This is a genomic window from Microbispora corallina, assembly GCF_016863035.1.
GTDB lineage: Bacteria > Actinomycetota > Actinomycetes > Streptosporangiales > Streptosporangiaceae > Microbispora > Microbispora corallina.
The window spans coordinates 28,653-49,700 of the sequence record NZ_BOOC01000002.1 but is presented as its reverse complement, the minus strand read 5'-3'; the positions used below and the strand labels follow the sequence as shown (position 1 = coordinate 49,700).

Below are 21,048 nucleotides of genomic sequence, written 5' to 3'. Positions count from 1 at the left end.
TCCTTGATCGTAGTGTCCGTACGGGGAATTTCGCGGGGAAATAGGCGAGATGTGCCCTCCTGCCCCGAGGCCATACAGTCTGCGCATGGATGTCGAAGCGAGGGTGCTGGACGCGATCGACGAGGCGGGGACCGTGCGCCTCCTGGCGGACCTCGTCCGGGTGCCGAGCGTCACCGGCACCGACGCCGAGTCGGACCTGCAGGACCGGTGCGCCCGGCAGCTGGCGGAGTGGGACCTCGACATCGACCTCTGGAAGTTCGACCTGGCCGACCTCCGGTCGCGCGAGGGCTTCCCGGGCATGGAGGCCGTACGGTCCGAGGGGTACGGCCTGGTCGCGACCAGCGAGGGGGAGGGCCCGCCCGCGCTGATCCTGCAGGGGCACGTGGACGTGGTGCCGATCGGCGACGCGGCCAAGTGGGAGGGGCAGGACCCGTTCGGCGCCCGCCTCACCGCGACCGCGCTGCACGGCCGGGGCGCCTGCGACATGAAGGCCGGCCTGGCCGCCAACCTGGCCGTCGTGCGCGCGCTGCGGGCCGCCGGCGTCCGGCTCGCCCGACCGCTCGCCGTTCACTGCGTGGTGAGCGAGGAGGACGGCGGGCTGGGCGCGTTCGCCACCCTGGCCAGGGGCCACACGGGGGAGGCGGCGGTCATCACCGAGCCGACCAGCGGACGGATCATCACGGCGAACGCCGGGGCGCTCACGTTCCGGCTGGAGGTGGCCGGCCGGGCCGCCCACGGCGCCACCCGGTACGAGGGCGTCAACGCCGTGGAGGCCTTCTGGCCGGTCTTCCAGGCCGTACGGCGGCTGGAGCGGGAGCGCAACCGCGACGCCGGGCCGCTGTTCGACGGCAACCCCCTGCCGTACCCCATCGAGATCGGCACCGTGCGGGCCGGCGACTGGGCCAGCAGCGTCCCCGACCTGCTCGTCGCGGAGGGGCGGCTCGGTGTGCGGCTCGACGAGGACCCGGCCGACGCCCGGGCCGCCCTGGAGGACGCGCTCGCGGGGCTGGACGACCCCTGGCTGCGGGACAACCCGGTCGCGGTGACCTGGCCGGGAGGCCAGTTCGCGAGCGGCCGGCTGCCGGAGGGCCACCCCCTGCTCGGCGAGACGGCCCGGGCGGTCGCCGACGTGACCGGCGCCGGCCCGGGCACGACGGCCGCGCCGTACGGGAGCGACCTGCGGCTGTACAACGCGGGCGGCGTGCCGGCGCTGCACTACGGGCCGGGCGACGTCCGGTTCGCCCACGCGCCCCGGGAGCAGGTGGACCTGCGCGAGCTGCGCGACGTCACCCGGGCCCTCGCCCTGCTCGCGGTCCGCCGCTGCGGCGTGCGCTGACGGTTGCCTCAGGTTGCCTCCGGTCGGTTAATAGGACTACAGTCCGGTTGTATGAGCACGTCGGAGGGGCCCCGGGAACTGCTGGCCCTCATGGGCGGCCCGCCCGCGCGCGAGCGGGCCGACGCCGCCCGCAACCGGCGCAAGGTGCTGGAGGCGGCCGCGGCGCTGTTCCGCGAACACGGCGTCGAGGCCGTCTCGATGGACGCCGTGGCGGCGCGGGCCGAGGTGGGCAAGGGCACGCTGTTCCGCCGCTTCGGCGACAAGTCGGGACTCGTGGCCGCCCTGCTCGACGAGCAGGAGCGGGACCTTCAGGAGCGCATCCTGTCGGGGCCCCCGCCGCTCGGGCCGGGGGCCGGGGCGGCCGAGCGCGTCCGCGCGTTCGTCGCCGCCTACGCCGACTACCTCTTCGGCCACCTCGACCTGCTGCGCGTCTCCGAGACCGCGAGCGCGGGCGCCCGCTACCGCATCGGGGCCTACCGCTTCTGGCACCTGCACCTGTCGATCCTGCTGGCCGAGGCCCGGCCGGAGGCCGACGCCGGCTACCTGGCCCACGCCCTGCTCGCCCCGCTGGCGGCCGAGCACGTCACGGCCGTGCTGCGGGAGCGCGACCCCGCGCAGATCAAGGCCGGGCTGGCCGGCCTCGCCGCCGCCGTGACGGCCGGTCCCGTCAGTGGGTGTTCGTGACGGACGCGATCTCGTTGAGCGGGAACTCCAGGTAGTCGCCGGCCTCCTCGCACCACGCGTCGAGGACGCCGCTGCGCAGCTCCCCGTGACTGATCGTCGCGGTCACCCCGTCGGACAGCGTGATCAGCGCCCGAACGTCGCGGTCGACGACGAAGCCCAGCAGGGACTGCTGCGCCGCGGGGAGCCGGGTCGCCATCCGCCCGATGACGGCCCAGGTCTGCCCGCCGGGGCCGACGGAACCGGCGTTGACCAGCAGTCGCCGGGCGTGCTCGCGCGGGTCCGGGGGAGGCTCGAGCAGGGCGCCGGGCGGGTCGAGCTCGGCGACCCGGCCGCCCGGGAGGAGGATCAGCCGGCCGCCGGGCGGCTCCCGGCGGACCGTGATCTCGCCGGTGTCGTCGACCGGCACGGGCGCGTACCCCGCCTCGCGCAGCGCGTCCAGCGTCGAGGCGGGCGCGGCGGCGCTCGCCAGCACGGTGGGGGCGAGCAGCCGGAGCCCGAGCCGCGCCAGCCTCCGGTGGGCCGCGATCTCGGCCAGCAGCGCGGGGTCGGAGCCCTGGATGATGCAGCCGACCGACGACACCGTCACCTCGCCGTGGCGGCGGGCGACGTCGCGGATGAGGTACGTCAGGGGCTGGGGGAGCGTCCCGACCTCCGACAGGTCGTCGATCAGCGACTCGGCCGTCTCCCCGGCGTCCAGCGCGCGCCGCACGCTCGCCGGGCCGAACCGCCACACGGACGCCGAGCCCTGCGACTCCCGGTCGGCGGCGCGGTCGAGCAGCGCCGCCAGCTCCACCGACGGCGGGCCGGTCACCACGGCGGTGAGGTCGGCCCCGAACAGCGCGGTGCGCTGCGCGCTCGCGAGCGCGTGCGTGGAGCACTTGGCCAGCGCGGGGTCGTGCTCGACCTCGGGCACCGAGTCGTGGCTCTCGTCGCCGGCCGCGGCGGCGAGCGGCGCCAGCGCCCGGCCGAGGCCGGTGAGCGTGTCGCAGGCGACGAGCCCGAGCAGCCGGGCCTCCTCCAGCATCGACGGCGCGCACCCGGCCAGCAGTTCCTTGTCCAGCAGCGGGGCCCGCCAGTGCACCCGCTGCACGAGCTCCTGCAGGGTCGCGAAGCCCTGGTCCTCGGGGATCTCGGCCAGCGCGGCGAACACGGCCCACCGGATCCGCGCGACGGTCTCGCCCGCGGGGTCGTCGCTCAGCAGGGCCGGCTGGCGTCCCTCCGGCCGGCGCAGCGACGAGCGCTCCATCCGCCACCACGCGGCCAGCAGCACGCGCAGCCGGGTGGCGGGCTCCTCCAGCCGCCAGGTGTCGAAACGGTCCGTCGGCGTGAGCCCGCCCGCCGTCTCGTCCAGCGCGATCAGCCGGGCCACCGCGGCGACCTCCAGCAGCAGGCGGGTCTCGTCCTCGGACGAGCCGGTCTCCCTGGCCACCCGCTTGACCTCCCGGACGCCGACCCCGCCGTTCTTCAGCAACGGCAGCACGGTCTTGTCGACGTTCTCCAGCAGGGCGGTCGCGCGGTCGAGCACGTGCGGCGCGGCCAGGCACATCTCGTGCTCGACGCCGTCGGGGTCGAGGGAGGTGGTGGCCATCTCCGGCGGGTACGGCGTGAACGGCCCGTGGTAGTCGGGACCGCGCAGGGCCAGCGCGACCTCGCGGGGCATCTCCGCCAGGTCCCACTGCGTGCGGAACAGCAGGCCGCGGTCGAGCGCCCACTTCTCCGGCGTGCCGGGCAGCACGAAGCGGTTGCCGTCCACACTGCGGACGGGGCCGTCCCAGGCGAAGTCGTCGAGCGTCTCCAGCGTGCCGTCGGGGGCGCCGTCGAGCAGCGCGCCGAGCCGCTCGCTGTCGGCGAGCAGCGCGGAGATCCGGGTGACGACCTGGCGCCGCCCTCCGTGCGGGGGGAGGCCGAGCGTGCGGCAGATGCGGCGCAGCGCCTCGGTGCTCAGCTTCCACGAGTCGAGGTACGCCGCGAGCGGCTCGCCGAGACCGCACGGCGCCGTCCACCACCGGGCGACGCCCGGCGCCAGGGTGATCCTCCCGTCGTGGCCCGGCCAGGCGAGCGCGTGGTCGTACAGGTGATCGAGCCAGGGGAGGACCTCGGAGGTGCTGACCCCGAGGAAGCGGGCGATCTCGTCCTCGGTGGGGCGGCCGCCGATCACCAGGCACGCCTGGAGCAGTTCGAGCGGGGGGAGGGGGAGGGCGCGCATCACCTGCATGACGGCGAAGTCGTCGATCAGCCGCTCCGCCAGGGCGTCCAGCCGGCGGGGCCACGGCGCGGCGATGGCGTCCGGGCGGTTGGCCAGGACGCGGGCGAGCCGGTCTTCGTCGAGAGTTGTCAGCCAGCCGATTAGGTGATCGTCCATCGTAGATCTCTCGGGAGTCTCGCGAGGCCACCGCTATGCAGATCACACAAATGACGGGGTCCGCGAGCAAGGATATAGCGAGCCGTCCCGAATCCCGAGATCACGATTGTCTCCCCGATCGCTGTGAAAACGGGCATGCCGTTCGGCCGTTACGGTCCGATCTCAGCACATCCTCGGCCTTCGCGCTCGGGGTTCGCCGAAGGTGGGGCGACGCGGGCCGCCGGCCGGAGGGCGCTCCCGTACATTCCGGGCTGTACGGGAGCGCTCTGCGGCCGGCGGGCCGGAGCGGGCGGCAGGCAGATCTAGCGGACGGGTAGACGCGCGGCGCCGTCCGACGTGGCGACCGGATCGCCTCAGGCGGCGAGCACGGCCCATACCGCCTTGCCCTGGGGGGACAGCGGGTTCCAGCCCCAGCACACGCTGAGCGATTCGACGATGTGCAGCCCGAGGCCGCCCGGTTCGAACGGCGAGGGGTCGCGCAGCACCGGCGCGGCCGAGCCGGGGTCGGTGATGGCGCAGGTCACGAACGTTCCTCGGCGGATCAGCGACAGGCGGATGACCTCCCGTGGCTGGGAGCTCGCCAGCACCAGGCCGTGCCGCAGGGCGTTGGTGGCCAGCTCCGAGACGACGAGCTCCATGCCGTCGAGGAGGTCGTCCATCTGCCAGCCGGCCAGTGTCCCCGCCGCGAAGCTGCGGGCCGAGTGGACCGACTCGGCGCGGGGGAGCAGGACGAATGTGGCGCTGGCGGCGGTCGACCCGGGCTGGAGGAGTTCGCGTGCGGGCTCCGGCCACCAGCCGAGCGGCGGCCACCAGTCGAGGGTCGACCACTGGATCTGGCCACGAGTCAGGTTCGTGGACTGCACGAGATCATGATGCGGGACAATCGTGTGCATGTGCAAGAGCGAATGCACGTGCAAGCGCGTGGTGCACGCGCTACGGTTACCCCGGAACAACACTGGGACGAAGGGGGCGATCTTTGACAGACTGTGAACCAGTCCACAAAGCGGAGGAATAGCACGTGTCCATAGATCCGCCCGGTTCCGGTTCGACCGTACGGCGAATCATGCTCGGCGCCAGCCTTCGCCGGCTGCGCGAGGAGCGGGGCCTCACCCGCGAGGTCGCCGGGTTCCACATCCGGGCCTCCGAGTCGAAGATAAGCCGGATGGAGCTCGGCCGGGTCGGGTTCAAGACACGTGACGTCGAAGACCTGCTCACGCTGTACGGCGTCCACGACGACGCCGAGCGGCGTGGCCTGCTGGAGATGGTCCGAGAGGCCAACACCCCGGGCTGGTGGCACAAGTACGGCGAGGTCCTGCCGAACTGGTTCGTCACATACGTGGGCCTGGAGGAGGCCGCGAGCGTGATCCGCACCTACGAGGTGCAGTTCGTGCCCGGTCTGCTGCAGACGGCCCGGTACGCCCGGGCGGTGATCCAGCTGGGCTATCCGGAGGCGCCGGATACCGAGCTCGACAAGCGTGTGCATCTCCGCATGCAGCGGCAGGACAGGTTGACGCGCAAGGACGGTCCGCGGCTGTGGGCCGTCATCGACGAGGCCGCGCTCAAGCGGCCCATCGGAGGGAGAGCGACCATGCGGGAGCAGCTCCAGCACCTGCTGGAGGTCTCCACGCTGCCCAACATCACCCTGCAGGTGATGCCCTTCCGTTTCGGGATGCACGCCGCCGAAGGGGGCGCGTTCACGATCCTCCGCTTCCCGGAGTCCGACCTTTCGGACGTGGTCTACGTCGAGCAGCTCTGGGGTGCCCTTTACCTCGACAAGCGTGAGGACATCGATCCCTACCTCACGGCCATGGAGCAGTTGTGCGTTGAGAGCACGACGCCCGGGGGCACCGCCGAGATCCTCGGCGATCTTCTCAGAGAGATATGAATGCAGACATACAACGGGATGCCCGCAACCGACCTGGCCGGAGTCACCTGGCGGAAGAGCGTCCACAGCAATTCGACCGGCAACTGCGTGGAGCTGGCCGAGCTCCCCGACGGCAGCGTGGCCGTCCGGAACTCGCGCTATCCCGAGGGGCCGGCTCTCATCTACACCCGCGATGAGATCCGGGCGCTCGTGCTCGGCGTCAAGGACGGCGAGTTCGACGGCCTCCTCGTGTAACACTGAGTTTACTTCGGTGTGAAGGGGCGTAACAGCGCCGCGCAGGCGGCGTAACAACGATCCGGCACAGTGGTCCCAGGGCAAGTTGAGCAAGAGGGGGCCGGACGTGCTGGACCAGATGACTCTTTACCCGGTGGCCGACGACGTGCTGTTCGCACCCGGAGGCCGCGTGGTGATCCGTACGTACGGCGTCGCGTCGGCGGCCGAGCCCGAGGACGGGCGGCCACGGTCGGTCGCGTACCGGACGTGGGTCACCGGGGTCCGTGAGCAGCCGAGGTACTGGCGGTGGGGGCACTTCGAAGACGCCCGGCGCGGCCACCGCAAAGTACTCGAGTGGCTGACCGGTCGCGGTCCCCAGCCCCAACCCGTCGCGGGCACCTGAGCCCTGAACCCCGCCGGTCGCCCGCACGCGGAGAAGCCGGCGGGTGACGCCGGCGGGGACGTCCTCGCGGGCTTCTCACGCGGGAGCCGTTTCATACAGGCCGTTTCATACAGGCCGTTTCATACAGGCCGTCTCGTGCAGGGCGTCTCATGTAGGCCGTCTCACACGGGCGCGTTCCAGGTCAGCAGGACCGGCTCGCCGTGCTCGTGGCCGAGCGTCGAGAACGTGCCGGTGTCGAGCCGGAAGAACCGCCCGTCGGCGGCCGGCAGCCCAAGCCAGCGGGCCGCCAGAACCCGCAGGAAGTGGCCGTGCGCCACGATCAGCACGTCACCGTTCCCGTCCCCATTCCCGTCATGGGCCGGTACGGCGGCCCTGATCCTGGCGATGACCTTGTCGGCCCGCTCGCCGACGCGGTCGACGCTCTCGCCGGGGTGGGCGTCGTCGCCGGGCACCACGCCGTCGCGCCACAGGTACCATCCGGGGCGCGACTCGCGGATCTCGGGCGTCGTGACGCCCTCGTAGCCGCCGTAGTCCCACTCCCACAGGTCGGGGTCCACCTCGTAGCGGCCGACGCCGGCGAGCTCCGCCGTGCGGCGGGCCCGCTGCGCGGGGCTCACCAGGACGAGCGCGAACGCCCGGTCCCCCACGACCCGGGCCAGTGCCCGGGCCTGCTCCTCGCCGCGGGCGGTCAGCGGCACATCGGTGCGCCCGGTGTGCCGTCCCGCCCTGCTCCATTCGGTCTCGCCGTGCCGCAGCAGTATCACGTTCATGACAGGTCCATCTTGCCGGTACGGCCCGGGCCAACCCTTACCGGGGCACATCGGACTCCCTGGTCGATCGTGACCACGGCGCTCCAGTAGGGTCGCCCACACGAGAGAGGGGCGCCATGGAGCCGGTGTCGGTGGGACTGGTCGGAGCGGGTCCGTGGGCGGAGATGGTCCACGCGCCCGTCCTCGCGAAGGGGCCGCACACGCGGCTCGCCGGTGTGTGGGCCCGCAGGCCGGTGGCGTCCCGGGGGCTGGCCGCGGCCCACGGCGCGCCCGCGTTCGAGCGGCTGGAGGACCTGTTCGACGCCTCGGAGGCGGTCGCCTTCTCGGTGCCGCCCGCCGTCCAGGCCGACATCGCCGGCCGGGCCGCGAAGGCGGGCAAGGCCCTGCTGCTGGAGAAGCCGCTCGCGGCCGACCTCGACGGCGCCCGCCGGCTGGCCGCGGCGATCGCCGAGGCCGGGGTCGCCTCCCAGATGGTCTTCTCGTTCCGCTACTCGCCCGCGACCACCGCGTTCCTGGAGGCCGCGCGGGCGCTGCGCCCGTTCGGGGGGCACGCCGCGTACATCTCCGGCGGCCTGAACGGCGGGCCGTTCGCCACCCCCTGGCGGCTGGAGCGCGGCGCCGTGCTCGACCTCGGCCCGCACATGATCGACCTGCTCGACGCCGCCCTCGGACGGGTGGTCGGGGTGCGCGCCCACGGCGACCCGCTCGGCTGGGCCGGCCTGCTGCTGGAGCACGAGAGCGGGGCGGTCAGTGAGGCGTCGCTGACCATGCGGGCCGGGGGCGAGACGCCGCCCGCCCGCGTCGAGGTGTACGGCGCGGAGGGCAACGCGACGCTCCTCGGCTCCGACCTCGGCGACGACGCGTTCGCCGAGGTCGCCCGGCAGTTCGCCGAGACCGTGCGCCGGGGCGGCGGCCACCCCCTGGACGCCGCTCACGGCCTGCGGATTCAGGAGATCCTGGAGGAGGCCGAGCGCGGGCTCAGGTGACCCACGGCCCCCGAGCCGCTCGTGAGGCGGAGGCCCGCCGCCAGAGCCAGCACGGCGGCGACGGGCGCGACACCGGGGGCGAAACCGGTCGCGGTGAGCGTGGTGAGCGCGCCGCCGATCAGGACCGCGGCCGCCACCACCCGGCCGGCGGAGGCCGGCCCCGGCGGCTCCTCGAAGCGGGCGAACAGCCCCGTGAGCGCCAGCAGGACGATCACCAGGGCGGCCAGCCACAGGGGCACCCGGCTCCACCAGGAGAACGACCCGACCGCCGGTGTGACCAGCCCGAATCCGAACATCGCCACGCCCGCGACCGTGACCAGCGCGGTCATGTGCCACAGGTACAGCGTCATCATCCTGGGCGCGAGGACCGCGAGCGCGGCTTCCACGCGGGGCCGCCGGGCGAGGGAGACCAGGGCCGGGCGGAGCAGCATCGCGAGCCCGAGCTGGCCGGCGAACAGCGGCAGCAGGCAGGCGCTCGGCGGTGCCATGTTCGAGACCATGCCCGGCATCCCGATCATGCTGGCCGGGTACGGCCCGGCGACGACGAGGGCGGCTACCATCCCGAACCCGGCGACGGCGAGCCCGGCCGCCCGCGCCCCCGACAACCAGGCGAGGCGTCCCTCGGCGTACCGGAACCCGACCTGGTGGACGGCGAGCCAGACGAACACCACGTTGAGGTAGCCGGCCGCCTCGACCCCGGAGAACCGGACCACATCGGTCAGCACCGCCCCGGCCGCCAGGAGCGGCAAAACGCGCGAGGCCCGGGCGCGCACCAGCCAGGGCGTCGACACGACGGCGACCAGGTAGACCGCGAGGAACCACAGCAACTGGCCGACCGTGCGGGCCGCCACCTCGACCGGCTGGGACGGCAGGCCCAGGCCCTCCAGCACGTACGGCAGCGGCACCCACACGGCGGCGAGCGGCACGACGGGCCAGGCGAGCCGCCGCAGCCGCCGGGCGGCCCAGAGCCCGGGGGAGGAGGCCGAGCGGAGGCTCATCGCGTTCGCCGCGCCCCCCGCGAAGAACACGAGCGGCATGACCTGCGAGATCCAGGTGATCAGCGGCACGCCGGCGAGCGCGTTCCCGGTCGTGAGCCGGCCCCCCGCGAGCGCCAGCACCGGCATCGTCCAGTGCTGGACGACCACGAGCACCATGCCGAACACGCGCAGGAGGTCGACGAAACGGTCCCGCGGCGCGGGGGACGCCGGGGTCCGCGCGGGCGCCGGGGGGAGGGCAGTGAGGGACATGGGGGCCGCCTTAGCTGGGATTACGACCCTCCAAGCGTGTCCCGCGGCACCAGTCCGGCACAGCGACGGAGGCACTACTCCCGATCTTGGGGACACCCCACCCGGGGGGTGGGGCTGGCACCACCATCCGGCCCGGGCCGGACGCCGCCCAGGAGGTTGGTACCGTTCTGTCCGACGCGCGTCGTGCAGCGAAGTCCGGTGTGAACCCGGCGCTGTCCCGCAACTGTGGATCCCCGGGCCCTCCACCCTGGGGGCGAGCCAGGTCGCCTGCACTGCGCGCCGACGTCGTGACCCTCGAGGAAAAGGGTGATCCGTCGCAATCCGCGGGTCCGCCGATTTTCCCCGCTCCCCAGGAGGAACACTCGTGAGGCCCGTACGCACGGCCGTCGCGGGCGTGGTGCTGGGCGTGCTCGGGCTGGCCGGATGCGGCCAGTCCGGAGACGCAGCCGCACCCGCCGCGTCCAGCGCCGCATCTGCCGCGGCTCCCGCCGCGTCGACCGCCGGCTCGGCTTCGGCGGCGTTCCCGGTCACCGTCCAGGCCGGCAACGGCGCGGTGACCCTCGACCGGCGGCCCGAGCACATCGTGTCGCTGTCCCCGACCGCCACCGAGATCCTGTACGCCGTCGGGGCGGGCGGCCAGGTCGCGGCCGTCGACGACCAGTCGGACTATCCGCCCGAGGCGCCGAAGACCTCGCTGTCCGGCTTCAAGCCCAACCTGGAGGCCATCGTCGCCGCCAAGCCCGACCTCGTCGTGCTCGCCAACGACCTGGAGGGTGTGGTGGCGGGGCTCCGCAAGGTCGGCGTCCCCGTGCTCCTGGAGCCCGCGGCGACCAAGCTCGACGACACCTACGACCAGATCAGGGACCTGGGGGCGGCCACCGGCAACGCCGCCAAGGCCGATCAGGTCGCCGACGGCGTGAAGCAGGACATCGACCGCCTGGTGGCCGCCGCGCCCAAGGGCAAGGCCCTGACGTACTACCACGAACTGGACACGACGCCCTATGCCGCCACGTCGAGCACGTTCATCGGGCAGATCTACGGCCTGTTCGGGCTGAAGAACATCGCCGACCAGGCCCCGGACGCGGCCGGGGGCTATCCGAAGCTGTCGGCGGAGTACGTCGTCATGGCCGATCCGGACCTGATCTTCCTGGCCGACACGAAGTGCTGCGGCCAGAACGCCGCCGCCCTCGCGAAGCGTCCCGGCTGGTCGGGGCTGTCGGCCATCAAGACGGGGCACGTCGTGACGCTCGACGACGACGTGGCCTCCCGGTGGGGGCCCAGGATCGTGGACCTGGCCGAGGCCGTGAGCCAGGCCGTCCAGAAGGCCGCGGGCTGAGGCGACCGTGATCCCCGGTGATCCCGCCGGCGACCCCGCGGCCGGAGTCGCCACCGGCGAGGACGGCGTCGTCGTCGAGCGGCCGCGGCAGGGGCCGGCGTCCGCCGGGGGCGCCGTCCATGGTGATCCCGCCGGCGGCCCGGGTCCCGGCGTGGGCGGGAACGCCGACGGTGCCGGTGCTGCCGGTGGTGCCGGTGGTATCGGCGGCGGCGTGGGGCGGGCGCGGCGCGGGCGGGCGTACGGCGTGGCGTCGGCGGTCCTGCTCGCCGCCATGGTCGTGGGGGTGCTCGCCGGGGCCGCCGGCCTTCCGGCGCGCGGCGTCGCCCTCGCGCTGCTCGACCGGCTGCCGCTGGTGTCGGCGCACTCGGGGCTGACCTCGAGCCAGGAGGGCCTGCTCTTCCAGCTGCGGGTGCCCCGCGTGCTGCTCGCCGCCCTGGTCGGAGGCCTGCTGGCGATGGCGGGCGCCGGCTATCAGGGCGTGTTCCGCAACCCGCTCGCCGATCCGTACCTGCTGGGGGCCGCCGCGGGAGCCGGGCTCACGGTCACGCTCGTCGTGGTCTTCCTCGGCGGTGACGCCGGGGTGGCGGCCGTCCCCGTGGCCGCCTTCGCGGGCGCCGTCGGCGGGGTGTTCCTCGCGTACGCGCTGGGCAGCGCGGCGGGGCGCGGCGGAGGCACGTCCACGCTCGTGCTCGCCGGCGTGGCGGTGACCTCGTTCCTCACCGCGATCCAGACGTTCGTGCAGCAGCTCAAGGTGGACGAGCTGCAGCGGATCTACTCGTGGATCCTCGGCGACGTCGGCGGCGGGTGGGAGCAACTCGCCATGGTCGCGCCGTACGCGGCCGTCTCCACGGTCGTGATGCTCCTGCACGGGCGGCTGCTCGACGTGCTGTCGGTGGGCGACGAGGAGGCGACGGGGCTCGGCGTCCACGCCACCCGGGTGCGCTTCGTCGTGCTGCTGGCCGCGTCGCTCGCCACGGCGGCGGCGGTCGCCGTCAGCGGGCTGATCGCGTTCGTGGGGATCGTGGTCCCGCACGTGGTGCGGCGGCTCGCCGGCTGGTCGTACCGGATCGTGCTGCCGCTGTCGTTCCTCGGCGGCGCGGCCTTCCTGGTGCTGGCCGACACGGTCGCCCGCACCGTGCTCGCCCCGGCCGAACTGCCCATCGGCGTGGTCACGGCGTTCGTCGGCGCGCCGTTCTTCGTCACTGTCCTGCGCATGTCGAGGCGGGTGGACGCGTGAGCGGGCCGCATGCCGAGGACGGCGGCGCGGACGCCGCTGGAGTCCGCGCGCGGGGCGTGGGGGTGACGCTCGGAGAGCGGCCCGTGCTCGCGGACGTCTCGCTCTCGGCCGGCCGCGGCGCGTGGCTGGCCGTCATCGGGCCGAACGGCGCGGGCAAGTCCACCCTGCTCAGAGCCGTCGCCGGGCTGATCCCCGCCGAGGGCGCCGTGTTCGTGAACGGCGTGCCCGTGCGCGCCCTGCGCCCCCGCGACCGCGCCCGGCTCGTCGCGTACGCCCCGCAGAGCCCGGCGCTGCCGCCCGACATGACCGTCTACGAGTACGCCCTGCTGGGCCGTACGCCGTACATCGCCTATTTGGGGAGGGAGAGCGCGCGGGACCGGGAGGTGACCGGGTCGGTGCTGGAGCGGCTCGACCTGGACGCCTTCGCCTCGCGGCCGCTCGGCCACCTGTCCGGCGGCGAGCGCCAGCGCGTCGTGCTCGCCCGCGCGCTGGCACAGCAGGCGCCGGTGCTGCTGCTCGACGAGCCCACCACGGCCCTCGACCTGGGCCACCAGCAGCAGGTGATGGACCTGGTCGACCAGCTCCGGGTCGCCGACCGGCTCACCGTGGTGACCACGCTGCACGACCTCACCCTCGCCGGGCAGTACGCCGACACGCTGGTGCTGCTCGCCGGCGGCCGCGCCGTCGCCGCCGGGACGCCGGACCAGGTGCTGACCGAGCCCCTGCTCGCGCGGCATTTCGGGGCCCGGGTCCGGGTCGGGCCGGCTCCGGACGGGCGTCCGCTCGTCCATCTCGTACGGCTTGGGGGTGCGCGGGCGTGACGACGCCGGCTGCACGTGCATCGCTGAGCCACCGGTACGAGGACGGGATCCGCCTCGGCACGCTCCTGTGGCGCTTCGGCCCCGGGTGGCGGATGATCTCCTCGGCGATGCTGGGCGGCGGGATCGGACCCCGCGAGTGGGTGGTGAACGCGCAGGTCCCGGCGGGGTACGCGCGCATGGATCCGGTCGATCACCTGACGTCCATCGGACCGCCGGAGGGACGGGGCATGGGCATGCTGACCGCCGCACCCGTCGCGCGGTACGTCGCCGCGGCGGACGGGGGAGCGGAGGCCGTGGCGACCGTCGGCCTGGGGGTGCCCACGTAGGCCGCGTCTCCCGAAGGCGTCCCGGACCCCGGTGATCTCTTCGGCTCCGGCGGCGCCGGGCCGGGGGTGCCGGTTCCGGGAAACGGTGCCGTCCGGCCGGGGACGGTCAACATCGTCGTCGCCGTCCCGGTGGCGTTCTGCGACGCGGCCCTGGTCAACGCGGTCATGACCGTGACCGAGGCGAAGACCCAGGCGCTGGTGGAGGCGGGCGTCCCCGGGACCGGCACGGCCTCGGACGCCGTCTGCGTCGCCGTACGGGACGAGGGGCCGGAGGAGCTGTTCGGCGGGCCGCGGTCCGAGTGGGGCGCCAGGATCGCGCGGGCCGTGCACCGCGCGGTCCTCGACGGCGCCCTCGACTGGCGACGCCGGGCCTCCGGTTAGCCGGGTCTCCGGCTTCGCCGGGTGCGGGAGGGCCTGACGGTACGGGCCCTCCCACCAGGTGCGTCAGCTCCAGGTCATGTCGATCTGCCGCTGGAAGGTGACGTAGCCGGCCCGTTCGAAGGCGCGGGCCATCGGGACGTTGGCGACGTCCGTGGCCGCTCTGATCCGCGTCGCGCCCTGGTCCGCGAGGATCCTCGTCCCCTCGGCGAGGAGGTCGTCGACGTGGCCCCGCCCGCGGTACGCCGGGAGGACGCCGATGTAGGCGATGATCGGGTTGTAGTCGTTCCGCGCCGGGACGACGAAGCCCACGGGCTCGCCGCCGGCCGCGATTCCGATCCGCCACCAGTCGCGCCGGGCGTACCGGCCCAGCTCGCCGTCGTAGTGGTCGGCCGCCACCGCGGCCGCCGGCAGCCGGGCCAGCTCCGCGCGGCTGTGGGCGTCGAGCGTGTCCTCCAGCACGAGGGTCATCAGGTCGACGAGTTCCGTACGGTCGCGCACCGGCCGGAACGTCAGCCGGCCGCTGGGCGGGGGAATCGGCGTCCCCGCCCGCCATTCGAGCCGTCGTCGTTCGACGAGCAGCCGGGCGCCGGCGTGTTCGAGGACGGTCATGCGGTCGCTCACCTCCCGTCTGGCCGCCTCGTCCTCCCGCCAGTCCGGCGAGATGAAGCGGCTGTACTCGGGGGGAGCGGCTCCCGGCGGCAGGACCGCGGCCATCGCCGTCCGGAGCAGCCGGACCCCGATGTCGAGCCGGTCTGATGCGCCGGGCCGGTCTGGTCGGTGGGGTTGATCGGGCTGATTACGTTGGTCCGGGTTGCCTGGTTCGTCCGGATGTTGTGGTCGGCCGGGCCGGTCGTCGAGGTCGAGGATGTCGAGGATCTGCGGCGCGGCGCCTTCGCGCGGCCCCCACCAGGCCACCCGCGCCACGACGCGGTCGCCGCTGAGCGCCATCCACATCCACTCCGGCCGCCGCCGGCCGGAGGCGAGGTCGTCGGCCAGCTCGTCGTTCAGCACGTACGGCAGTCGGCAGAAGAGGTCGATTTCCTCAGGTCCCGTGATGGGACGCATGATCAGGTCGTTCTGAGTCACGGCACTTCCCTTGTGCAGGTGTGCCGGCTCGTTCCGGGGACGGCTACTGGTGCTCTCCCCGGGAGGGAGCCGGCACGTCGGTCATGGGGTACATGGCTCGTCCCTCCTCTCGTGTCCCGATGGCAACCGTTCTCGGCCGCCGATCTGTCGCAGTTCCAGCAGTTCTAGTCGTCATGTCCGTGGCGGAGCAATTGCTTTTACGGCGCCTGTCGTCACAGGTCCCGCTCACGCGAGCCGGGAAGTGTCGGAGGGGGAGTATAGGGTGGGAACAGTTGTTCGAGGTGGGTGAGTTCGTGGTGGGTGAGGAGGTGTCGCAGGTGTCCGCGTTCCCGGCCGAGGAGTCGTTCGGCGCTTTCGACGACGCTCACGCCTTCGACGTGCCCTCACCGCTCTCGGGCACGATCCTCGATCCTCAGGCGCTCCGGCGTCCCGGCCGCAGGGGGTCCGGGCCTGGCGGACGCAGGCGACGGGACCGTGGCCGGCGGCAGGAGACGTTCGCCTTCCCCCGAGGAGAAAGCGCCGAAGGGGGCGCCCGGTACGCGTCCGGCATGGGCACGGAGGAGGCGGACGGTCGTGCGGATGCCGCTGGGTATGCGTCCGGCGTGGGCACGGAGGAGGCGGACGGCCGTGCGGATGCCGCAGGGTCCGCGGGCTCTGCTCCGGACACCGCCGCCGGCCCCGCGCCGGAGGCCGGAACGACCGCCACCGGTGAATGGGTGTCGCGGTTGCGGGAGACCGCCTCCCGGCTGGCAGCCGCGGATCCGCCCGACAGTGCCGTGACATGCCTGGAAGAAGCGGAAGAACTGACCACTGTCCGTGATCTGGTGATCTCGGCGATCACCGCGCGGGTGGACCGGGTCCACGCGACGGGCGAGGCCAAGGCGAACGGGCACGCGTCGACCGGGACGTGGTTGCGCACGGCGACCGGCATGACCGGCGCGGGCGCGACCCGCCTGCTCCGGATCTCCACCGAGCTGTCCCGGCTGCCGGTCGTGCGGGACCGGTTCGCGTCCGGTGCCCTGGCCGAAGGGGCCGTCGACGCGATCACGCAGGTCACCGCCCGGTTGACCGAGGCTCAGGCGGCTCTCGCCGAGCCGATCCTCCTTGAGCTCGCCCAGACCGCGTCCCCCGCCGAGGTGTGCAAGGTCGGGCGTTACCTGCGCGAACTGCTCGATCCCGGCAGCCTGGACGGCGAGGCCGAGGACGACTACGCCGCGCGGTTCCTTCTCGTGCGCCCGTCGCCTACCGGTGGTGTGGAAGGTGAGTTCCGCCTGCCGCGTGAGGCCGGCGCCCGCCTGCGCGAGTTCCTGACCGCGTACGCGCGACCGAGGGACAAGCACGACGACCGGCCACTGCGGGTGCGCCAGGCCGACGCGTTCTCCGCCCTGCTGACCAAGAAGGTCTCCACCGAGTTGCTCGTGCTCGTTCGCGCCGAATCGCTTCCCGACGACGCCCTCAGTGGCTCCGATCAGGATCAGGCCGCAGCCCGCGAGCCTGTTCAGGAGCAGGCCGAGCACGAACCCGGCCATGCTCGTGCGGGAGCCTCTGGCGGCCAGGTGACGGGGACGGGTGCCCATGAGCGTCCCGGGGCCGGCGAACGTCCCGACGCCTGCCGGACCTGCGGCCACGCTCCCGACCGTCTCGCGCCCGGGCTGCTGGTGGCCACGGGGCACCTGCTGCCCGTCAGCGACGTCCACCGGCTCGCCCGCACCTCGAAGCTCGTCCGGATGGTCGTGAACGCCAAGGGCCAGATCCTCGACATGGGCCGTGCGGTCCGGCTGGCCACTCCCGCGCAGCGGCAGGCGATCGTGACCCGATACGCCACCTGCTACGTCGAGGGCTGCCCCATCCCGGCCGACATGGCGGAGGTCGACCACGTCACGGGCTGGGCCGACGGCGGAACGACCGACCTCGACCATCTCGCGCCCGCATGTGGCTGGCACAACCGCGACAAAGCGGTGCATCCAGAGCGCTATCTTCCCCGCCGCAACGACGACGGCACCTGGACCCTCCTCTACTTGGGAAGGCGGGCCCGGCACCGCGGCAGCCGGAGCGGGCAGGCCAGGCGAGGCAGGCGCGGAGGCTCCCCGGACCGGTTACGCCGATGACCCGGCACGTCACTCACGCGCACCGATCGGTGACGCCCGGAGGCACGGGCGGCCGGGCGGTCGGTCTCGCGCGCCGAGATTCGGGGCCCGGCATTCGGACCTCCGAACGAAGCGCGCAGGCGACCCGCCCCGTGTCACCGCGACACGCCCTGGTCCGCGTCCAGACGTCCCGGTCAGACGTCCCGGTCAGGCATCCGGGTCGGACGTCCGGGTCAGGACTTGAACGCCACCGTGTTCACCATGTGCTCGATGAGCTGCTGGTCGCACCGCCCCGACGGGCAGAAGAACGTGATCAGTACCGGCGTGTCGCCGCTGTCCTGACGCACCAGGTAGGAGGTGAAGTCGAGCCGCCCCGTCTGCTGCGGGTCGGTCATCACACCATTGATCTTGAAGGCGGGCTTGCCGCCGACCGTCGTGGGGACCGGGGCGCCGGTGTACCCGGTCGTCCCCGGCAGGGCCGACTGCAGGCTCTGCTGGAGCTCCGCGGGGGAGTCCATAGTGCTGAGGGCATTGCTCACCTGGGCGAACACCCCGACGGCCCGCTCCGGCTGGCCGCTGATGATCGGGTCGACCTTTGACCAGTCGGTGTTGCCCGGCACGGCGAACAGCGCGTTGAACTCGTCGACGGCCGGTGAGGCGATCATCCACTGGTCGGCGTTGGTCTTCGCGTTCCCCCACGTGGACGGGTAGGCCATCGTGAACGGCGCGGCGACCGACCCCGGGTAGGTGTTCCACGTGGCGGCGGTGTCCCCGCCGCGGGTGAGGATCAGCGTCGCCGCCACCGCGATGGAGACGAGGACGGCGAGGCCGCCGATCACCGGCCCGACGGGGAACCTGCGCCTGCCCTCGCCGGCCGTGGCCGGCCGGGACGGCGTGGCGGCGACGGTGGGCGCGGCGTGCGGATGGGCGCCCGCCTGCTGGTAGGCGCCCTCCGGGTACGGCCCGCCGTACGACCCCTGCGTGTAGGCCGGGTCGGAATACGACGGGTGGGACGACGGTGGATACGACCAGGCGGAACCGGACCCGCCCGCCTGCGACCCGGAGGGCTGTGACACCGGCGGGTACGACGGGTGGGAAGACGGGTGCGACGAGGGATGGGACGAGGGATGGGACGTCGGACGGGAGGCGGAGGGATGGGACGGGTGGGAGGGATGCGAGGGGTGTGAGACCGGCGGGTAGGAGCCCGCCTCCGGCGAACGGCCCGCCCGCCCCGCCGCCGGGCCGTACTGCTCCTCCTCGACGCCGCTGATCGCGTCGCGCAGCGCGGCGACGAAGGCCTGGCACGTCGGGAACCGCTCGGCCGGGCTCTTGGCCAGCGCCCGCAGCAGCACCCCGTTCACCGCGTGCGGCAGGTCGGGCCGGTACGGCGTGAGCGGCGGCGGGTCGTGGGACACGTGGGCGTACAGCAGCGCGAGCTCGGTGTCGCGCTGGAAGGGCGGCTGCCCGGCCAGGGCCTCGTAGACCACGCAGGCGAAGGCGTACAGGTCGCTGCGCCCGTCGACCGGCAGGCCGCGGATCTGCTCGGGGGCGACGTAGCGGGGCGTGCCCATGAAGTGCCCGTGGCTGGTCAGCCCCGCCTCCGCCGAGGAGCTCTTGGTGAGCCCGAAGTCGGTCAGATAGACGTGGTCCGACTCGGTCACCAGGATGTTGGCGGGCTTGACGTCCCGGTGCACGAGCCCGTTGGAGTGGGCGGCGTCCAGGGCCGAGGCGATCTGCGCGAACAGCGGGTTGGCCCGGCCCACGGGTAGCGGCCCCGAGGACTGGACGAGCTTGCGCATGTCGCTGCCCTCGACGTACCGCATAGCGATGAACAGCAGGTCGTCGCGCTCGCCGGCCTCGTAGATCGGGATGATGTTGGGGTGGTCGATGCTCGCAACGAGCCGCGACTCGCGGACGAAGCGGTCGCGGAAGCGGTCGTCGTGCGACAGCTGCGGCGCGAGGATCTTCAGCGCCACGGCGCGGCCGAGCCGCTGGTCGCGGGCCCGGTAGACGGTGGCCATGCCGCCCCGTCCGACGACGGCCTCGATCTCGTAGTCGCCGAGCCGCCGCCCGATCAGCGGCGGCAGGGCCGGTCCCTCGGTCATGACGCCTCCCCCCGGGGCGGTCGCTGACGGTGGTGCGCTGGCGTGGATGTCATGAGTCCGCCGGGTTGCCGCAGAACCCGCAGAAGCGGTGTCCCTGGCCGAGCCGCATGCCGCACTGCGTGCAGAACTTCATCTGCCCCTGCCCCCGCGGCGGGGACAGGTCGGCCGGGTGGGGCCGGCCGCCGGGCGGTGACAGGTCGACCGGCTGCGGGCGGCCGCGGGGCGGGGAGGGGTCGTGCGGCGGGTCGGACGGCGAGACGAACGACCGGCCCGCCTCCGGCGGCGTGGACGTCTCGGGGCGGGCGGCCGCGGGCCACGAACCGGGGTGCGACGTCTCCGCGGGCCGGGCCGTCCCGCCGGCGGTCTCGAACACCTGGGTGACACCGTGCGGCGGCCAGGAGACCGGAGGCACGGAGTCGGTCCCGGCGGAGCCGTCCTGGCCGGTCCGGCGCCTGCGCAGCAGCAGCGGGACCGCCACGGCGACGAGGAGCGCCACCACGACGACGCCGCCGATGACGAAGACCAGCGCCGAGGGCGAGGAGGCCTTCTTGGCGGCGACGGGGCTCGGCCGCGGCCGGCTGCCCGCGTCCTCGGCGGTCCCCGCCTTGGCGCGGGAGACCCGCAGGTGGTCGAGCGCCACCGCGTGGTCGGGCCGCAGGTTGAGCACCTGCTGCAGCACCGGCACCGCGCTGGAGTACAGCTTGTTGTGGTACGACGCGAGGGCGTTCTCGAAGACCACGTCGACCGGGCCGCGGCGCGGGGTGATCCCGGCCGCGACCAGGGCGGTGCGGATCTCGTCGGCCCCGGTGATCGTGGTCGCCACGTCGTCGCCGCCGGCGAGCAGGCCCACGACCTCGCTCTTGCCGTCGTCGATGAGCGCCGAGCCCGGTCCCGCGTTCTTGAGGACGCCGTCGAGCTTCTCGCGCTCGGTGCTCTTGAAGGTGTGGCTGCCCGGGGGGTCGAGGTGGGCCGTGTCGAGCTTGGGCGGCGCCGTCGCCGACGGCCGGGCGGGCAGGGACATCACGTCCAGCGACTGGATGTTGGCCGCGATCTCCGTTCCCAGCGGCACGGTCGGCAGCGTCTGCTTCTCCCCGCCCTTGGTCGCCTTCAGGACGGCGGGCGCGGCGGGCGACGTCCCCATGGTCAGGATCTGCGCCGGCAGCCCGTCCGGGGGAGGCGGGTCGAGGTAGGGGAAGACGGTGACCTTCGTGGTGACCTGCGAGATGCAGGTCGAGTCGGACTGCTGGGGCGGGTAGCACGCCTGCAGCCGCCGGTTGAGGTCGGCGTTGTCGAGGGTGTGCCGCTTGAAGTCCGCCGGGATCTTGACCTTGAAGTACTCGGCGAAGACCCGGTTGGCCGCGTAGATCCTGGGGTCGCGGCTGGCCTGGACGACCTGGGTGGCGGTGACGACCACCCCGTCCGGGGTGACGGTGAACCCGCTCCCCTCGGCGAGCTCGGTGTCGTACTCCCGGGCGACCTGCTGGATGACGCTCCGGTCGTCGAGGAGCGTGATCGATACGTGCGAGGTGGACTCCACGCGCACCGCCCCGGGCGTCACCCGGTCGGTGGACCCGCTCGGATGCGGATGGAGCATGGGCGCCGCCAGGGCGCCGAGGGCGCCCAGCCCCGCGATGAGGGAGTGCAGGCGGGGCATCCGCGTCTCCTATGCCTGATCGGAACAGTCCAAGAGTCTCAGCGTGACCGGGGGCCGACAAGGCCGGTGCCACGACCGACACTCACTTGATACAGGCCTATGATCTTGCGGCCACTTGCAAACGGCTTG

At 73.5% G+C, this 21,048-nt stretch carries 17 protein-coding genes and 1 pseudogene; 11 read left to right on the top strand and 7 right to left on the bottom strand.

Going from position 1 to position 21,048, the window contains the following annotated elements; genetic code table 11:
* The first annotated feature begins 85 nt into the window (after positions 1-85).
* Positions 86-1,336: an ArgE/DapE family deacylase gene (locus Mco01_RS02380; protein WP_204055252.1), complete on the top strand. Its 1,251-nt coding sequence runs from the start codon at positions 86-88 to the stop codon at positions 1,334-1,336.
* 51 nt (positions 1,337-1,387) lie between these two features.
* Positions 1,388-2,020, top strand: a complete 633-nt coding sequence (locus Mco01_RS02375; RefSeq protein WP_204055251.1) for a TetR/AcrR family transcriptional regulator — start codon at positions 1,388-1,390, stop codon at positions 2,018-2,020.
* Here Mco01_RS02375 and Mco01_RS02370 read toward each other — a convergent pair.
* Entirely contained in the window at positions 2,004-4,382 is a 2,379-nt protein-coding gene (locus tag Mco01_RS02370; RefSeq protein ID WP_204055250.1) for a helicase-associated domain-containing protein, read from the bottom strand. The genes Mco01_RS02375 and Mco01_RS02370 overlap by 17 nt on opposite strands.
* A 353-nt stretch (positions 4,383-4,735) precedes the next feature.
* Positions 4,736-5,245: an ATP-binding protein gene (locus tag Mco01_RS02365; RefSeq protein ID WP_239103277.1), complete on the bottom strand. Its 510-nt coding sequence runs from the start codon at positions 5,243-5,245 to the stop codon at positions 4,736-4,738.
* Between the two features lie 155 nt (positions 5,246-5,400).
* On the opposite strand from Mco01_RS02365, the gene Mco01_RS02360 reads away from it, so the two are divergent.
* The 3 genes from Mco01_RS02360 (at position 5,401) to Mco01_RS02350 (ending at position 6,883) form a co-directional block, all read left to right on the top strand.
* Positions 5,401-6,267, top strand: coding sequence for a Sco1979 family transcriptional regulator (locus Mco01_RS02360; RefSeq protein WP_084369544.1), 867 nt, complete (start codon positions 5,401-5,403; stop codon positions 6,265-6,267).
* A complete protein-coding gene (locus tag Mco01_RS02355) occupies positions 6,268-6,501 on the top strand; it encodes a DUF397 domain-containing protein (protein ID WP_036321981.1) in 234 nt (77 codons plus the stop codon).
* Positions 6,502-6,607: 106 nt separating this feature from the next.
* Positions 6,608-6,883 (top strand): hypothetical protein, encoded by a 276-nt coding sequence (locus Mco01_RS02350; protein ID WP_204055248.1) that lies wholly within the window; start codon positions 6,608-6,610, stop codon positions 6,881-6,883.
* 161 nt (positions 6,884-7,044) lie between these two features.
* Here Mco01_RS02350 and Mco01_RS02345 read toward each other — a convergent pair whose 3' ends face one another.
* Positions 7,045-7,653, bottom strand: a complete 609-nt coding sequence (locus Mco01_RS02345; RefSeq protein ID WP_204055247.1) for a histidine phosphatase family protein — start codon at positions 7,651-7,653, stop codon at positions 7,045-7,047.
* A 131-nt stretch (positions 7,654-7,784) separates the two neighbouring features.
* On the opposite strand from Mco01_RS02345, the gene Mco01_RS02340 reads away from it, so the two are divergent.
* Positions 7,785-8,639, top strand: a complete 855-nt coding sequence (locus Mco01_RS02340; protein ID WP_239103276.1) for a Gfo/Idh/MocA family protein — start codon at positions 7,785-7,787, stop codon at positions 8,637-8,639.
* Here Mco01_RS02340 and Mco01_RS02335 read toward each other — a convergent pair.
* Positions 8,600-9,886, bottom strand: coding sequence for an acyltransferase family protein (locus tag Mco01_RS02335; protein WP_204055245.1), 1,287 nt, complete (start codon positions 9,884-9,886; stop codon positions 8,600-8,602). The two genes, Mco01_RS02340 and Mco01_RS02335, sit on opposite strands and share 40 nt — an antisense overlap.
* Positions 9,887-10,250: 364 nt before the next feature.
* On the opposite strand from Mco01_RS02335, the gene Mco01_RS02330 reads away from it, so the two are divergent.
* The 4 genes and pseudogenes from Mco01_RS02330 to Mco01_RS02315 all read left to right on the top strand — a co-directional run bounded on the left by Mco01_RS02330 (position 10,251) and on the right by Mco01_RS02315 (position 13,987).
* A complete protein-coding gene (locus Mco01_RS02330; RefSeq protein WP_204055244.1) occupies positions 10,251-11,222 on the top strand; it encodes an ABC transporter substrate-binding protein in 972 nt (323 codons plus the stop codon).
* 271 nt (positions 11,223-11,493) lie between these two features.
* A complete protein-coding gene (locus Mco01_RS02325) occupies positions 11,494-12,459 on the top strand; it encodes a FecCD family ABC transporter permease (RefSeq protein WP_204055522.1) in 966 nt (321 codons plus the stop codon).
* The gene (locus tag Mco01_RS02320; protein ID WP_204055243.1) at positions 12,456-13,280 is read left to right on the top strand and encodes an ABC transporter ATP-binding protein; all 825 of its coding nucleotides are present in this window, start codon (positions 12,456-12,458) and stop codon (positions 13,278-13,280) included. The genes Mco01_RS02325 and Mco01_RS02320 overlap by 4 nt, the downstream gene beginning before the upstream one ends.
* A pseudogene (locus tag Mco01_RS02315) lies at positions 13,277-13,987 on the top strand (adenosylcobinamide amidohydrolase). The gene Mco01_RS02320 and the pseudogene Mco01_RS02315 overlap by 4 nt, the downstream one beginning before the upstream one ends.
* Before the next feature lie 63 nt (positions 13,988-14,050).
* Here the strand turns inward: Mco01_RS02315 and Mco01_RS02310 are convergent.
* Positions 14,051-15,073 carry a GNAT family N-acetyltransferase gene (locus tag Mco01_RS02310; RefSeq protein WP_239103275.1) on the bottom strand — a complete coding sequence of 341 codons (1,023 nt, stop codon included), beginning with the start codon at positions 15,071-15,073 and terminating at the stop codon, positions 14,051-14,053.
* A gap of 173 nt (positions 15,074-15,246) precedes the next feature.
* Here Mco01_RS02310 and Mco01_RS02305 point away from each other — a divergent pair, with 173 nt between their 5' ends.
* Positions 15,247-17,181: an HNH endonuclease signature motif containing protein gene (locus tag Mco01_RS02305; RefSeq protein WP_204055242.1), complete on the top strand. Its 1,935-nt coding sequence runs from the start codon at positions 15,247-15,249 to the stop codon at positions 17,179-17,181.
* 212 nt (positions 17,182-17,393) lie between these two features.
* Here the strand turns inward: Mco01_RS02305 and Mco01_RS38865 are convergent, their stop codons facing one another.
* A complete protein-coding gene (locus Mco01_RS38865) occupies positions 17,394-19,265 on the bottom strand; it encodes a serine/threonine-protein kinase (RefSeq protein WP_239103274.1) in 1,872 nt (623 codons plus the stop codon).
* A 49-nt stretch (positions 19,266-19,314) separates the two neighbouring features.
* Complete coding sequence (locus Mco01_RS02295; protein WP_204055241.1) at positions 19,315-20,919, bottom strand: zinc ribbon domain-containing protein; 1,605 nt, start codon at positions 20,917-20,919, stop codon at positions 19,315-19,317.
* Positions 20,920-21,048 lie beyond the last annotated feature (129 nt).